This window comes from Actinobacillus porcinus (genome assembly GCF_901764995.1).
Taxonomy (GTDB): Bacteria; Pseudomonadota; Gammaproteobacteria; order Enterobacterales; family Pasteurellaceae; genus Exercitatus; species Exercitatus porcinus.
Genome location: NZ_CABFKI010000008.1, coordinates 12,785 through 27,566 on the forward strand (window position 1 = coordinate 12,785; position 14,782 = coordinate 27,566).

Sequence of the window (14,782 nt, forward strand, 5' to 3'; positions counted from 1 at the left end):
TTTTATTTTCCCACTCATTCCTTTTTTCAAGTATAATCCACCTAATTTTCAGAACTTAATGGTTACGTAATGAAAAAGAATGTTTATAGCTTACTTTCTCTCGCAATTTTGACCGCGCTTTATAGTGGGGCAAGTATTGCGGATAGCCGTGAATTGCATTTGCAATGCTTAAATGGTGTGCCGCAATTTACAGGCGAACCTATTACAGGCGATCCCAATGATCAGCCTGTTTATATTGAAGCGGATAATGCCGATATAATTAATCCGTCTCGTGCGACTTACAGTGGTGATGTGGATTTAAAACAAGGTAATCGTCATTTAACAGCCCCTGAAGTTGAAGTTATCCAAGAAGGCGAAGGGGATAACGCTCAACGTTTTGCCTTTGCCAAAGGGGCGTTTGATTATCAAGATGAGCAAATTAATCTCAAGGGAAATGACGCTAAAATTCATTTAAACAGCAAAGATACCGATGTGGCTAATGCCGATTATCAATTTGTGGGGCGTCAGGGACGTGGTACTGCTGAAACCACTGAAATGCGCGAAGGTTATCGTTTACTGAAAAATGCAACCTTTACCTCTTGTTTGCCTAACGATGAATCTTGGTCGATTGTCGCCAATGAAATGAAACAGCATATTCAAGAAGAATATGCGGAAATGTGGCATACACGCTTTAAAATTGCAGGGGTGCCTGTGTTTTATATGCCTTATATGCAAATGCCCATTGGCGATCGCCGCCGTTCGGGCTTGTTAATTCCTAATGCAGGGATTTCAAGTCGCGATGGAACATGGTATGAACAACCGATTTATTGGAACATTGCGCCTAATTATGATGCCACCTTTACACCTAAATATATGTCAAATCGTGGTTGGCAACTCAATTCCGAATTTCGTTATTTAACTCAGTTTGGGACGGGCTTATTGGCAAGTGAGTATATTGGCAAAGATCGTTATGATGATTATAGCGATGAAAACCGTTCACGCCATTTATTCCGTTGGTTGCACAATGCCAGTCTGTTCGGCGATTGGCGTTTTAATATTGATTACACGCGCGTCAGCGATAAACGTTATTTTAGCGATTTCGATTCCGTTTATGGTAGTAGCACAGACGGCTACGCCACCCAATCTACCCGTTTAAGTTATTACCAACCAAACTGGAATGTGGCTATTTCGGCAAAACAATATCAAATTTTTGATGAAGTCAACATCGGGCCTTATAAAGCCTTGCCACAAATTGACTTTAACTATTATAAAAATGGGCTCGCTAACGGTTGGGGCGATTTTAAACTCTTTGCCCAAGCAGTACATTTTGATAACGCCAGTAAAAATATGCCAACGGCGTGGCGTTATCATTTAGAACCCAGTTTTACCATGCCTTTAGCAAACCGCTATGGCAGCTTAAATATTGAAACCAAGCTCTATGCAACCCACTATCAACAAAAAGCGGGAACGGGGGTTGATGCCAATATTGAGAATTCAGTAAACCGTGTTATTCCGCAAGTCAAAGTCGATTTCCAATCTGTTTTGGCAAGCAATGAACACTTTATTAAAGGTTATACTCAAACGATTGAACCACATATCCAATATTTATACCGCCCTTACCGCGATCAAAGCAATATAGGTTCAAAAAGTACTTCTGATTATTTAGGTTTAGGATATGATTCTGCCTTATTGCAACAAGATTATTTTTCATTGTTCCGTGATCGTCGTTATAGTGGTTTAGACCGTATAGCTTCCGCAAACCAATTTACATTAGGTGGCACGACCCGTTTCTACGATAACAATGCAGAAGAACGTTTTAATCTGTCCCTTGGGCAAATTATCTATCTCAATAACTCACGCATTGATGACAATACAAAAAATAGCACAACAGGACGATCATCATCTTGGGCACTGGAAAGCAATTGGAAAATCAGCGAGAAATGGAATTGGCGAGGCAGTTATCAATATGATACACGTTTAGATCATACGGCCCTGGCTAATACTAGCTTGGAATATAATCCATCAGGTAATAATCTCGTGCAATTAAATTATCGCTATGCCAGTGAAGATTATATTGACCAAAACTTAACATCAAGCGCTAACCGCTACAACCAAGATATTCAACAATTGGGAAGTACTGTAGCTTGGGAACTTGGTGACAAATGGGCTGTTGTAGGACGTTATTATCACGATATGGCACTAAATAAACCCGTTGAACAATATGCAGGAGTACAATACAACACCTGCTGTTGGTCTGCCGGCGTTGGCGTACGCCGTTATTTGGTAGACAAAAGCTCAAAAAGAGCTTACAAAGATGAAAAAGACACACTTTATGATAACAGCATTAATTTCACCATTAAACTCACCGGATTAGGTCGTAATGACCACCACAGCGGTTTAGTGGATATGTTGGATAAAGGGATGTTGCCATACGTGAAACCATTTAATGACTAATGTGTTTGTGCAACAGCTACACAATACCCGAAAAAAGAGCCGCATAAAGCGGCTCTTATCAGTTTTATCAATAATTTAAGAATTATTTTTGCTCATTCCAGCGTTTGATTGATTCACGAATCACTTCTTTCGCTTCTTCAATATCGCCCCAGTGCGTGACTTTCGTTGAACCCGGTTTTTTCAACGCTTTGTAGTTGTTGAAATGGAATTCGATTTGTTTGATTAATTGCTCAGGCAAATCCGCTAAGGTTTTGTAAGCATTACCTGTGTCGCGGTCGTCTGCCGGCACACAAACGATTTTGTCATCCACTTCGCCGTCATCAACAAATTTCATCACGCCAATAACGCGCGCTTCTAAAAATACGCCTGTTGCAAGCGGTTCACGTGTGATTAAAAGCACATCTAATTCATCGCCGTCTTCATCTAAGGTTTGTGGAATAAAACCGTAGTTGGTTGGTTTTGCGAAGATTTTTGGCTCTACACGGTCTAATTGGAATGCCGCCACTTTACGGTTCCATTCGATTTTGTGGCAGCTGCCTTCTGAAATTTCGTTTACTACGTTGATGATACCGGCATCAACATCACCTGGAGTTAAGATTTGGTTAAAATCTGCCATTGTATTTTCCTTTTATTCATAGGTTGTAAAATCGGACAAAAGTATATCAGTTTTTGCCTGTTTGCATAGGGTTATTTAGTCGCAACTTTCACAAGTGACATCGATCACATCAAAAAGTTTTTTCAGTTGTGGCACAAGTAAACACACATCGCGTTGGCTCGTCACAGTTAAATCCACCCACACTTTTTCATTTTCAAGCACCATTTTCATTTCTGTCACCTGATAGCCACGATGACGCACCACACGCAAAATGCGTTCTAGCACTTCAGGGCGGTAGTTAGCAACGATAGTTAATTCCGTATTCATATCAAATCTCTCTTAAAATCACCGCACTTTACAGACTGTCTAACATTTCGGTATTTGGCGCGCCCGCCGGCACCAATGGCCAAACATTTTCATCTTCGTGAATACAAACGTGTAAGAAATACGCTTTTTCAGAGGCAAGCAAACGATCTAGGGCAGCGTTTACTTCACCGGCTTTTTCAATGCGTTCGCCTTGAATATCAAAGGCTTTAGCCAAGGTGACGAAATCAGGGTTGTCATCTAAAATAGTGGCACTATGACGACCTTTGAAAAACAACGATTGCCATTGACGCACCATGCCTAAACGTTGATTATCCAACAACAAAATTTTCACCGGCACTTTGCCTGATTTTACCGCGCCCAATTCTTGAATATTCATCATAATTGAACCATCGCCGGTCACCAAAATCACGTCATCTTGTGGACGTGCTTTTTTCGCGCCAATTGCCGCAGGCAAACCAAAGCCCATGGTGCCGAAGCCCGCAGAATTGATAAAGTTCTCAGGGGCATTGTGTTGAATATGTTGGGCTGACCACATTTGATGTTGCCCCACATCCGTCACCACAATGGCATTGTCGGCTTTTTTATTGGACAACGTCCGTAGCAACCACATTGGGTTAATATTATTATCCCCTTGATTTTCTTTATAAATAAACGCGAAATCATTGATTAGTCGCTGGACGTCTTCTTGCCAAGGCGCAATACTTAACTCAAGGGTTAAAGCGGCTAAAACCTGATTTAAATCGCCTTGAAGTGCCACATCAGGCTTACGCAATTTGCCTAATTCCGCGGCATCAATATCCGCGTGAATCACTTTTGCACCCGCGGCAAAGCTGGCTAAGTGACCTGTTACACGATCATCAAAACGCGCGCCTAACACAATCAACAAATCCGCTTCTTGCGTAGCGTAGTTAGCGGCTTTGGTGCCGTGCATGCCAATCATTCCCATATAGTAAGGGGTTTCAGGTAAGATTGCGCCTAGCCCTTTTAAGGTGGCGACACTGGGAATTTTTGTTGTGGCAAGAAATGCGCGCAAGGCAGGAACGGCATTTGCCATTCCCACACCACCGCCTACATAAACCACAGGGCGTTTGGCTTCTTTTAATAATTTCACCGCGCTTTCCAGTAAAGCCGGTTTAAGTGCGGTCGGTTTTTCCGCCGTTTTGACCACGGGCATTAAATCCGTTTCAGCAAATTGCACATCTTTCGGAATATCGATTAACACAGGACCGGGGCGACCGCTGCGGGCAATTTGGAAGGCTTGCGCAATGATTTCCGGCAACTCATCAATATGTTGCACGATAAAACTATGTTTAGTACAAGCAAGGGATAAACCAAGCACATCCGCTTCTTGGAACGCGTCTGTCCCGATTAACGGACTGCCCACTTGCCCTGTAATAGCAACAATAGGCACGCTATCCATTAACGCATCCCCTAAGCCTGTAATTAAATTCGTTGCGCCGGGCCCTGATGTCGCAATACAAACACCCACTGTGCCGTCCGCTTTAGCGCGCGCATAGCCAATGGCTTCCATCGCCGCCCCTTGCTCATTGCGACAAAGAAAATGCTCAATACCGCTATCATATAAGGCATCATAGACAGGCATAATTGCGCCGCCCGGGTAACCAAACACTGTCGTTACACCATGGGCTTTTAGGCATTCAGTCACTAATCTTGAACCGTTCATTTAAAATCCTGTTAATCGTTTGCGAAATTGAAAGGTTTCATTATAGCGATATTTCGCGTTATTCCTACCATTTATTGATTTAAGTGCGGTTAAATTAGGGCAAGTTTTGATATAATTCAAACAATTTTTTGGACATAGGAAGAATTTATGACAGCTTTACCTTTCCGTGCGTTTGTTTCAGATATGGACGGCACATTGTTAAACGGCAATCACGTTGTAGGCGATTTTACGCGCGACACCTTAGAAAAATTAGCGCGCAAAGGCGTGGATATTATTTTAGCCACAGGGCGCGGTTACGCAGACGTGGTGGCGCAACTACGAAATATGGACATTGAAAATGCCGCAATGGTGACGTCAAACGGCGCAGAAGTGCACAATCTCAAAGGGGAATTGCTTTATAGCAACTACCTGCCCGAAGATCTTGCTTTTGATATTATGCAAGAAGCATTTGATAACAAACGAATTTGCTTAAACACCTATCAAGGGGACGATTGGTTTATCAATACAGATGTGCCAAGTTTAAACAAATACCACAAAGATTCAGGGTTTAGCTATCAAGTGGTGGATTTTAGTCAACATCATGGCCGCAATACACAAAAAGTCTTTTTCATCGGCAAAACCTTAGAAGATTTATTGCCCTTGGAACAACGCCTAAAAGAAAAATACGGCGACCGCACTTCAATTATTTACTCTACGCCACAATGCCTTGAAGTGATGAATAAAAATGTGTCAAAAGCCACCGCACTTGTACAATGGGTAGCGCATAAAGATTACCAATTAAGCGATTGTATCGCCTTTGGTGACGGCTTAAATGATGTGGAAATGTTAAGTGAAGTGGGCAAAGGTTTAGTGATGGGCAACGCGGATCCGCGCTTAAAAACCCTGTTGCCTGATGCGGAACAAATCGGCTTAAATACCCATGAATCCGTAGCAAGTTACGTGCGCGCGGTATTTGGCATTTACTAATGCGAGAATCACTTAATGTGGCAATCTCTTTTGCTTATCAGTAGCGGTGCCGCCCTAGGCGCATCGCTACGTTGGGGTTTAGGGCTTTGGCTGAATCCGCTGTTTAACCCCCTTGCTTTTGGTACACTTGTGGCAAATTATCTCGGCTGCTTGATTATCGGCATTTTCACCGCACTATTTTGGCAATTTCCCACTATTAGCGCGTCTGCCAAATTATTTTTGGTCACCGGTTTTCTGGGCAGTTTAACCACTTTTTCTTCCTTTTCCGCGGAAGTGATGGAAAATATGCTGAACGGACGAATAGCGGAAAGTCTCGGGATTATTGGGCTGCATTTGTTTGGCTGTTTACTCTGTACCTTTATTGGCATTTATCTCACAGGCATCGCGCTTAAATGACAGAACATCATCAAAAACCAATCTCGTTTCGCGCCAAAATGCGCTTTTTTATTCACAAAAAACTGCGTCAAAGCAACCGAATTTCACGCAAATCCATTGAATTCAGCTGCTTATTAATTGGCGCCGCCTTAGTGGCATTATCGTCTCTAGGTTTCGCCAAATTAGCGGATTGGGGGCTGGAATGGAACGCCCATTGGTCAGCAAAATATCCCCTTGCACCTTGGTTTGTGTTGCCCTTGGGCTTAATGTTACTGGCTTGGTTTACCCCAAAATATACGCCTTATGTTTCAGGCAGCGGTATTCCCCAAGTCATCGCGTCCTTAAGTTTGCCCTATGGCGCGCAAAAAAATCGCTTGCTGCAATTTGTACAAACCTTATGGAAAATTCCGCTCACGTTTTTCGCCATGTGCATTGGCGCATCCGTTGGGCGCGAAGGCCCTTCCGTACAAGTAGGCGCAGCAGTGATGCTCGCGTGGGGAAATTTATGTCGCCGTTATGGCATTGCCTTTACAGGTTTGAGCGCAAATGAATTAATGGCAACCGGTGCCGGCGGTGGCTTAGCGGCCGCTTTTAACGCGCCTTTAGCCGGCGTGATTTTCGCCATTGAAGAAATCGGGCGCGGCGTGTTATTGCGCTGGGAAAGACGGGTGTTATTAGGGGTGTTAGCCGCCGGTTTTATTTTGGTCGCCATTCAAGGCAATAGCCCTTATTTCCCACAATATCAAGGCGCGTATCATATTCCGAATATGCTGATGTGGATATTGATTTGTGGCGTAGTTTGCGGCATTTTCGGTGGGCTTTTTGCCAAACTTTTAGCCAAAGGCGCCGCAGGCGTTTGCCCACAATTCATGCGCGGTTGGGTACGCCGTCATCCCATTTATGTTGCCTGTATTTTAGGCTTAATTCTCGCCGCACTTGGCGCTTATACCAACGGACAAACCTACGGTACAGGCTACCACGTTGTCGCCAACGCCCTAGACGGACAACCTATTTCCCCCGAAGCGGTAGGCATCGCCAAACTCTTTGCCACCGTAGGCACCTACTGGACAGGCATTGCAGGCGGTATCTTCACCCCATCCTTAACCGTTGGCGCAGGCATTGGCGCGCACATTCACAGCTTAACCGGTGGATTAGTCGATCAACGTTTGCTCGTTTTGTTATGTATGGCAGGTTTTCTCGCCGGCGCCACCCAATCACCGCTCACCGCCAGCGTAGTGGTCATGGAAATGACCGGCACCCAACCCGCATTAATTTGGTCGCTCATCGGTGCACTAATCGCTTCTTTCGTCTCACGTCAAATTATGCCAAAACCATTCTACCACTTCGCTGCCGCCCGTTTTCGCCAACGGGTTCGAGAAGAGACGAAGTGATATAAAAAAACATACACAAGAAATTGGGATTTCTTGTGTATGTTATTCCGATATGCACATAAAACACACTTTTCTTGTGTACGTTATTTTCATTTGATCAGTTAAAGCAACCGACATACAAGTCACAGGCTTCTTCTATTATGAGTGTTGTATTATTTTATGCCCCCAACAACCCTTCCAATTTTTCCCACACCATCTCCGGTGTAATATCAATTAAACTTTGGTGATAGCCTTCGGTGCTGTCTTTGCCTTTGCGGATTTTGATTAAGCCGCCTTCGATTAAACGGATGATGACCGCTTTGTCTGATAGGGGCGGTGTGTATTGGGGGCTGGTTGGGCCGTAAACGGCAACTAATGGGCGGTTTACGGCGGCGGCGATGTGCATTAAACCGCTGTCGTTGGTGACCATGGCAACGCAATCGTAAATTAAATCAACCGCTTGATTTAGTTGGGTTTGCCCGGCTAAATTTACGCAATAATGGCGTAGGTTTTCGGGCAGAGTTTGGCGAATTTGTTCGCCCACTTCCGTATCTTTGGCAGAACCAAATAAACGGATGCTGTAACCTTTTTCAATGAGCATTTGCGCTAATTTGGCGTAATGATAATGGGGCCAGCGTTTTGCCGGGCCAAATTCTGCCCCCGGGCAAAAGCCAATGGCTGGGCGATTTTCCGCAAGTGCGGTTTGTTTTTCAAAGGTTTTTAAGGTTTGCGCGACCTGTTGGTCATTGACTGCTAAATAGGGTTTGGCAATAGGCAAATCTTCGGCTTTTGGAATGTTGCCTTTTTCATAGGCAAGCGCTACGTAGCGTTGCACCATCATTGGGTAATCGGTTTTGTTGTTGCGCAAATCGTTTAAAAAGAAATAACGGCTTTCTCCTTTCCAACCGCGGCGTAAGGCAATTTTGGCGAAAAACGGAATAAAGGCGGATTTTAATGAGTTGGGCAATACGATTGCCATATCATATTGATGACGCAGGGATTTTCCGATTTTGTAGCGTTGTGCTAAATTAAACACACCATGACCGATGGGCATTTCAATGGCGTTGCGCACTTCAGGCATTCGCGCGAGCAACGGTTTGCACCAGTTAGGCGCGAGAACATCAATTTCGCAATCGGGGTATTGTTTTTTTAGGGCTTGATATAAGCTGTGCGACATCATCATATCGCCAACCCAAGATGGGCCGATGATTAATATATTCATAATTTAACTTAATGTACGGTTAAAAATCTTTGCTATTTTGACCGCACTTGAGTTTTGTTGCAAGTCACAAATGGGAATGAATAGCAAGCATTGAAAAGCCCTATACGAGCCGTATAGGGCTACTTAATCTGAGCCGCGCTGCGGCTCTTTCATTTAGCCCCAGCGGGGCTAGGCTTAAAAAACCTAGCACGGCTCGTGCTAGGTTGGTTCTCACAGATGAACGTTATCCGATTTTACCGCTCTAACGCCATTGCCAGCAAGGTTATTGGGTGAATGCAGGTTACATTGCTCGACATGTCAATTTGCCATTTACAGGTTTGACATTCAGAAACCACATAATCAAACCCGCCTGAATTGATATTTTCAAACAGCGTTTTACCAATCGCTTGCGAGCTTTCGTAGTTTTCTGCTTTGAAACCGTAAGTCCCTGCAATACCACAGCATTGACTTGGCAACATCACCACTTCAAGCCCTGGAATTTGTTTAAGCACTTCCAAGGTGTAAGGTGCCCAACCTGCTTTTTCCACATGGCAAGCAGTATGATATGCCACGCGCAATTTTAGCGGTTTCAATGGCAATTTTTTGCCTTGTTCAAAGAGTTTGAACAAATAAGGGGTAACCATATGAATATGCGGACGTACTTTTACGTTGTCGATCCCTAAAATATGATGGTATTCATCGCGTAAATTTAGAGTGCAACTTGACGCTTCGCCAATGACATCCAAGCCGTTTTCATCCACCATTTTTTCAATATAATCCGTATTGAATTGGGCGATTTTCTTCGCACGCTCAGGGAAACTATTGACCATTAACGGCAAGCCACAACATTTTTCTTTTTCAAGCAATACAACGCCAATATCCAAGGCATTGAACACATCAATCAACTCTTTACCCAATTGTGGATTGTTATAGTTCACATAACAACCATGATAATAGGCAATTTTGTGCTCAAATTTCGCTTGTTGTGCTGCCATTTTTTTCAAATACCAATTACGGAATGTGCCGAAAGCGTATTTTGGTAACTGGCGATGTTGGCTTACACCAATGGTTTTTTCAAGCAAAAATTTCGTGGCTTTCAAGCCTGTAATTTTATTGACTATCGGTGCTAACGGGGTATTGAGCGAACCCATAATATCCGTGTTACTCAAAATCGCATCGCGCAATTTATGTAACGCCGGTTTATGTTGGCGGTCAATGTGTTTGTTTCGCGCGCGGACAATAATGTCCCCGATTTTCACATCAGACGGACAAGCCACTTCGCAACGTTTACAGTTTAAGCAGTATTTTAAGGCTTCATCAAAGAAATCCGCTGATTTTAAACGCAACCGCTCGCCATCAGGCCCCGATTGTTTTGGTCCCGGGTAAAACGGATTAACTTTGGTGACCGGGCAAACGGCGGTACAAGCGGTACATTTTAAGCATTGCTCAAAACTTTCATCGGCGTGTTCATGTTGATGAACTGCGGTTTGTAATTCTTTTTGCGCTTTAGCAATAAGTTCTTGAATATTCATCATCGTCTCCTTATTGCGCTGAATGTGCCAAAATTTCATCGGCAACGGTTAAGGCAGATACCACCGCCACCCCTGAGCCACAACCCAATTCAATGCCGTTATAGCCACCAATAACCATGCCTGTCGCATATAAATTTTCTAAAATTTGACCGCACTTTTGCGTTTGACAATGTTCATTAATCACCACACCAGCCGATTGATAAGGCTGTGGCGAAGCAAAACGTTTGTGCGTCCAAGAGAAGCGATCCGTTGGGTTAAAGGTTTCCGATTGCGCCATATCCACGCGGAAAATCGGTTCATAAATTTCATCAAATTCAGAAACTAATCCATTGCTGAAAAAGCTGCCCGAAGCCAACACAAAATGTTCCGCACAAATTGGTTCATTTTCGTGAATTTGAGTAAAAATTTGTTTAACCCGATTGCCGTCAAATTCTGCACGCAAAGCGCGGTCACCATTCATCATGGTTCCGCCTAAGGTTTCAAAACGATGACGCAAAATTTTATGTTGACGACCGCCTAATAATGACGGTGGAAGAGTTGGCAATTCAAAGAGTTGCAAATCTGTGCCGTCTTGTAAACGGTTGAAAAATTCTTGGCTATCCGAACCAAAACAAGCAGGCAAAAATACCGCATCCACATTGCCTGCCGCTTGTTTAATTTCTTGCAACAAGGCTTTAAAATCCACTTTTTGTTCAAGGGATTGGGCAATATGCACACTGCGGAATTCACGGGATTGTTGACGTAAAAAGTCTAACTCAGGCAAACGTAAAAAGCCCGTGTGAATGTACATATGCGCAAATTGTGGTTGCTGTAGTAAGTTATCTGCCAACAATTGCGGTTGGAAATCGTGATAACCTTCAATGCCCAAAATGGCAATACTTTTATAACTTAAAGGTTTGTCCGCGATAACCGTTGGCACGCTGTTTGGCGAAAGCCAAGTGGCGCGCAACCCGCCTAATGGGGTGACACGATGATGATTTTGCTCAACAGAACCCACCAAACCCAATTTTAATTTTTGCGCCAACAACTCAAAGGCTTTGGCTTTTTCAATCACGCGTGATTTACCGATTAAACTATAAGGGTGCGCTGGCATTTGTGCGTTGAGTGCATCAAAAGCGCGGTCAAAATTCGTGACGTTTTCGCCATTTGGCAAACGCGCCAACAAATCCATGGAACCTGTTGCAAAATCAATTGCCGCTTGTCCATTATTGATAATGGCACAACGTTTACCCTGTTCTTGTAAGGCGATGCCGCAAGTTAAGCCTGCTAAGCCACCGCCAATAATCACCACATCAAAATTCATTGTTGTTCACTCCTTCTACAGCTTGCGGTTGAACATCATTTAAACCTAATAGGCTTTGATAAATCCAGCTGGTAAATTCCGCTTCGCGCATAGCTTCGCCCCAAGCAATAGGTTGAATACCGCGCCAACGTTCTTCCATAAAGGAATTCAATTGCATAGTGGATTGACGTGGCGTTGCCACTTCAAAACGTGCCATTAACCCGGCAGCACGACAAGCACAAAGTTCCGCTTGGCAAGTGCCCATGCCCACACGCGTGCGGCGGCGTAAGTCTACGAGATTATTAATATCCAAATTATCTACCGCATAACGCACTTCGCCTGCGGTCACGGCTTCGCACTCACACACCAATGATCGGTCTAAACGTTCATTTTCAAGCATTGGTTTGGCGCGTGTTCCGTGGCGATAAACTGCCGAGCTACTAATGGTTTTCGGAATATTGACAATTTTTTTATTCACTTCATCACGGCTTTCGTCTGAACCCGGTAAAGTGCGGTCCGCAGTTTCACATTTTTTGCTGACATTCAATTTTTTACACACTAAATCCGTTGCCCATTCAGCCATTAAACGGTAAGTCATTAATTTACCGCCGGTAATGGTAATAAAGCCGTCTAAACCGTCTCGTTCTGCGTGATCCAATAAAACAATACCACGGCTGACATTACGACCTGACGGGTCATCATCCGTTGCCACCAATGGACGCACGCCGGCATACGCACGCAATACGCGCGTATGGCGCAAGCTTGGTGCCAATTTTTCCCCTTCACGGAATAAAATATCCACTTCTTCCGGGGTGATTTCCATATTATCAATTTGGTCATAAGGAATACGATCTGAAGTCGTTCCAATCACACAAATAGTATCCCCAGGCACTAAAATATCCGCATCCGCAGGCTTGCGGCAACGGTTAATCACCATTTTGTTAATGCGGTGTCCCATTACCAACAATGCGCCTTTGGCTGGGAACATACGAATTTTCAGATCCGCATACTCTGCAATACCTTGCCCCCAAATACCGCCAGCATTCACCACAATTGGGGCAAAAAATTCACGTTGAATACGATTTTTGTGATCGAACACCTTAACCCCAATGACTTTATTGCCCTCACGGATTAATCCTGTGACTTCGCAATAAGTAAAAACTTGGGCTCCATGTTCTGTAGCATCGATCATATTAGCCGCGGTTAAACGAAATGGGTCGATAGAACCGTCAGGCACCACCACCGCGCCCACTAAATCAGGGTTAACGGAAGGTTCCATATAGCGAGCCAAATCCGGATCAATGGCAACGGCTTCAATACCCGAATCTGTACAGGCTTGAATAAATTTCTTCTGATAATCTAAATCGTCTTCAGGCAAGGTAATAAACAAACCTTTTGTATCGTCAATACAATGGCGCGCAATATTTTTTAAGATAAGATTTTCTTTGATACATTCTTCAGCCGACTCACGGTCATTCACCGCATAACGTCCGCCACTATGCAATAACCCGTGATTACGCCCAGTCGCCCCAGTCGCAATATCACGGCGTTCTAATAAAATACATTTTAAACCACGCAATGCGCAGTCACGAGCAATCCCCGCCCCTGTAGCACCGCCACCAATAATGATGACATCTGTGCTCATTGGCGAAAAATCACCCGCATTTTTATAAAGAGATGACATTACCATAATGCCCCCACGAGAAATAAAGTTACGACAAAATAATTAGGCATATTTTACACTTAGAATAAAAATCACTGTTAAATTTAATAAATTTTTGTGAACAAGGTCACGAAATTTTGAAATAAATGTTTGTTTGATAAACAATAAATGAAAAAAGTGCGGTTAAAAATAATGAATTTTTCCACCGCACTTTAGGGTCTGTTTATTTTTCAATAAATAGACCCTAATCATTAAATTATTTTGTTATTTTTTCAAAAACTCTACAGCGGTATCAGGGAAGTCTGTGAAAATCCCCGTTGCCCCCGCTTTGTTAAATAACGCATCATACATTTGATTTACATCGGTAAAGAATGTAGGTAAGGCATCTTTACGCACGGTGTATGGATGTAATTCTAATTTGTTTTGAGCAATATCCTGTACCATTGGCGTGTATTTAATATCACCTAACTTAGAATTTTTATCATCCACCAACATATACCAACCTGGGCCTACGCCATCAGCATATTTAGCAATTTCAGCCATTGCACCTGCTTTGTGCATCCAGTCATAATCATAGTTGACCCATTTACCCTGCGCATTTTTTTCTTCCGTTTCATGCCAATCGGTATATGCTACAAGTTGAACTAATTTCAAATCCATACCCAATTTAGGCAATAATTCTGTTTTAATGCGTTTTAATTCATTGAAATCAAAGGTTTGTAAATAAACTAAATCATCTTTGCTATCATAACCGTATTTTTTCAATACTTTTAAGGTTTCTAATGCAATATCTTTGCCTTCTTGATGATGTAACCAAGGGGCTTTGATTTCAGGATAAATACCAATTTTTTTACCTGTTGATTTTTCTAATCCCTGAATAAACTCAAGTTCTTCTTCAAAAGTATGGATCGTAAAATGTGACTTCCACATTGGGAAACGGTTTGGATAAACCTGAACTTGTTTACCCTTTTCCACCTTAAAGTTTTCTGTCATTTCAAGGGTTTTAATTTCTTTTAAAGTAAAATCAGCCACATAGAAACGTCCATCTTTACGTGCACGATTTGGAAATTTCTTCGCCACATCGGTTAAACCATCTAAAAAATGATCATGGATAACAATTAATTTGTTATCTTTCGTCATAGCTAAATCTTGTTCTAAATAATCGGCTTTTTGACCAAACGCAAGGGCTTTACTTTCTAAAGTATGTTCTGGCAAATAACCACTCGCGCCACGATGAGCGATCACCAATTTATCTTTATTACTCATTTGCTGTACTTGTGCCTGATTAGAACAAGCGGTTATTGTTGCTAATGCAACGAGTGAAAATACCGTTTTTAATTTCATACCATATCCT

The 14,782-nt window shown here is 43.0% G+C and carries 12 protein-coding genes; 4 read left to right on the forward strand and 8 right to left on the reverse strand.

Annotation, left to right across the window (positions count from 1 at the left end):
- The first annotated feature begins 69 nt into the window (after nt 1–69).
- Nucleotides 70–2,433 carry an LPS assembly protein LptD gene (gene lptD, locus E7T07_RS06985; protein ID WP_135710203.1) on the forward strand — a complete coding sequence of 788 codons (2,364 nt, stop codon included), beginning with the start codon at nt 70–72 and terminating at the stop codon, nt 2,431–2,433.
- 82 nt (nt 2,434–2,515) lie between these two features.
- On the opposite strand, the gene E7T07_RS06990 is transcribed toward lptD, so the two are convergent.
- The 3 genes from E7T07_RS06990 to ilvG all read right to left on the reverse strand — a co-directional run bounded on the left by E7T07_RS06990 (nt 2,516) and on the right by ilvG (nt 5,039).
- A complete protein-coding gene (locus E7T07_RS06990) occupies nt 2,516–3,049 on the reverse strand; it encodes an inorganic diphosphatase (protein WP_135710205.1) in 534 nt (177 codons plus the stop codon).
- A gap of 75 nt (nt 3,050–3,124) precedes the next feature.
- Nucleotides 3,125–3,355: an acetolactate synthase 2 small subunit gene (gene ilvM / locus E7T07_RS06995; protein WP_135710207.1), complete on the reverse strand. Its 231-nt coding sequence runs from the start codon at nt 3,353–3,355 to the stop codon at nt 3,125–3,127.
- A 28-nt stretch (nt 3,356–3,383) separates the two neighbouring features.
- Nucleotides 3,384–5,039 carry an acetolactate synthase 2 catalytic subunit gene (ilvG, locus tag E7T07_RS07000; protein WP_135710209.1) on the reverse strand — a complete coding sequence of 552 codons (1,656 nt, stop codon included), beginning with the start codon at nt 5,037–5,039 and terminating at the stop codon, nt 3,384–3,386.
- A 147-nt stretch (nt 5,040–5,186) separates the two neighbouring features.
- Here ilvG and E7T07_RS07005 point away from each other — a divergent pair, with 147 nt between their 5' ends.
- Genes E7T07_RS07005 through E7T07_RS07015 form a run of 3 tightly spaced genes read left to right on the forward strand, consistent with a single transcriptional unit; the run spans nt 5,187 to nt 7,771 of the window.
- Complete coding sequence (locus tag E7T07_RS07005; protein WP_135710211.1) at nt 5,187–6,005, forward strand: Cof-type HAD-IIB family hydrolase; 819 nt, start codon at nt 5,187–5,189, stop codon at nt 6,003–6,005.
- Nucleotides 6,006–6,020: 15 nt separating this feature from the next.
- Nucleotides 6,021–6,401, forward strand: a complete 381-nt coding sequence (gene crcB / locus E7T07_RS07010) for a fluoride efflux transporter CrcB (RefSeq protein ID WP_135710213.1) — start codon at nt 6,021–6,023, stop codon at nt 6,399–6,401.
- A 38-nt stretch (nt 6,402–6,439) separates the two neighbouring features.
- Complete coding sequence (locus E7T07_RS07015) at nt 6,440–7,771, forward strand: chloride channel protein (RefSeq protein ID WP_425455037.1); 1,332 nt, start codon at nt 6,440–6,442, stop codon at nt 7,769–7,771.
- Between the two features lie 157 nt (nt 7,772–7,928).
- Here the strand turns inward: E7T07_RS07015 and waaF are convergent, their stop codons facing one another.
- The 5 genes from waaF to glpQ all read right to left on the reverse strand — a co-directional run bounded on the left by waaF (nt 7,929) and on the right by glpQ (nt 14,772).
- Nucleotides 7,929–8,972 (reverse strand): lipopolysaccharide heptosyltransferase II, encoded by a 1,044-nt coding sequence (gene waaF / locus E7T07_RS07020; RefSeq protein WP_135710217.1) that lies wholly within the window; start codon nt 8,970–8,972, stop codon nt 7,929–7,931.
- Between the two features lie 233 nt (nt 8,973–9,205).
- The gene (glpC, locus tag E7T07_RS07025) at nt 9,206–10,483 is read right to left on the reverse strand and encodes an anaerobic glycerol-3-phosphate dehydrogenase subunit GlpC (RefSeq protein ID WP_135710219.1); all 1,278 of its coding nucleotides are present in this window, start codon (nt 10,481–10,483) and stop codon (nt 9,206–9,208) included.
- Nucleotides 10,484–10,493: 10 nt separating this feature from the next.
- Nucleotides 10,494–11,786, reverse strand: coding sequence for a glycerol-3-phosphate dehydrogenase subunit GlpB (gene glpB, locus E7T07_RS07030; protein ID WP_135710221.1), 1,293 nt, complete (start codon nt 11,784–11,786; stop codon nt 10,494–10,496).
- A complete protein-coding gene (glpA, locus tag E7T07_RS07035; protein ID WP_135710223.1) occupies nt 11,776–13,455 on the reverse strand; it encodes an anaerobic glycerol-3-phosphate dehydrogenase subunit A in 1,680 nt (559 codons plus the stop codon). The genes glpB and glpA overlap by 11 nt, the downstream gene beginning before the upstream one ends.
- A gap of 237 nt (nt 13,456–13,692) precedes the next feature.
- Nucleotides 13,693–14,772 carry a glycerophosphodiester phosphodiesterase gene (gene glpQ, locus E7T07_RS07040; RefSeq protein ID WP_135710225.1) on the reverse strand — a complete coding sequence of 360 codons (1,080 nt, stop codon included), beginning with the start codon at nt 14,770–14,772 and terminating at the stop codon, nt 13,693–13,695.
- Between the last annotated feature and the right edge of the window lie 10 nt (nt 14,773–14,782).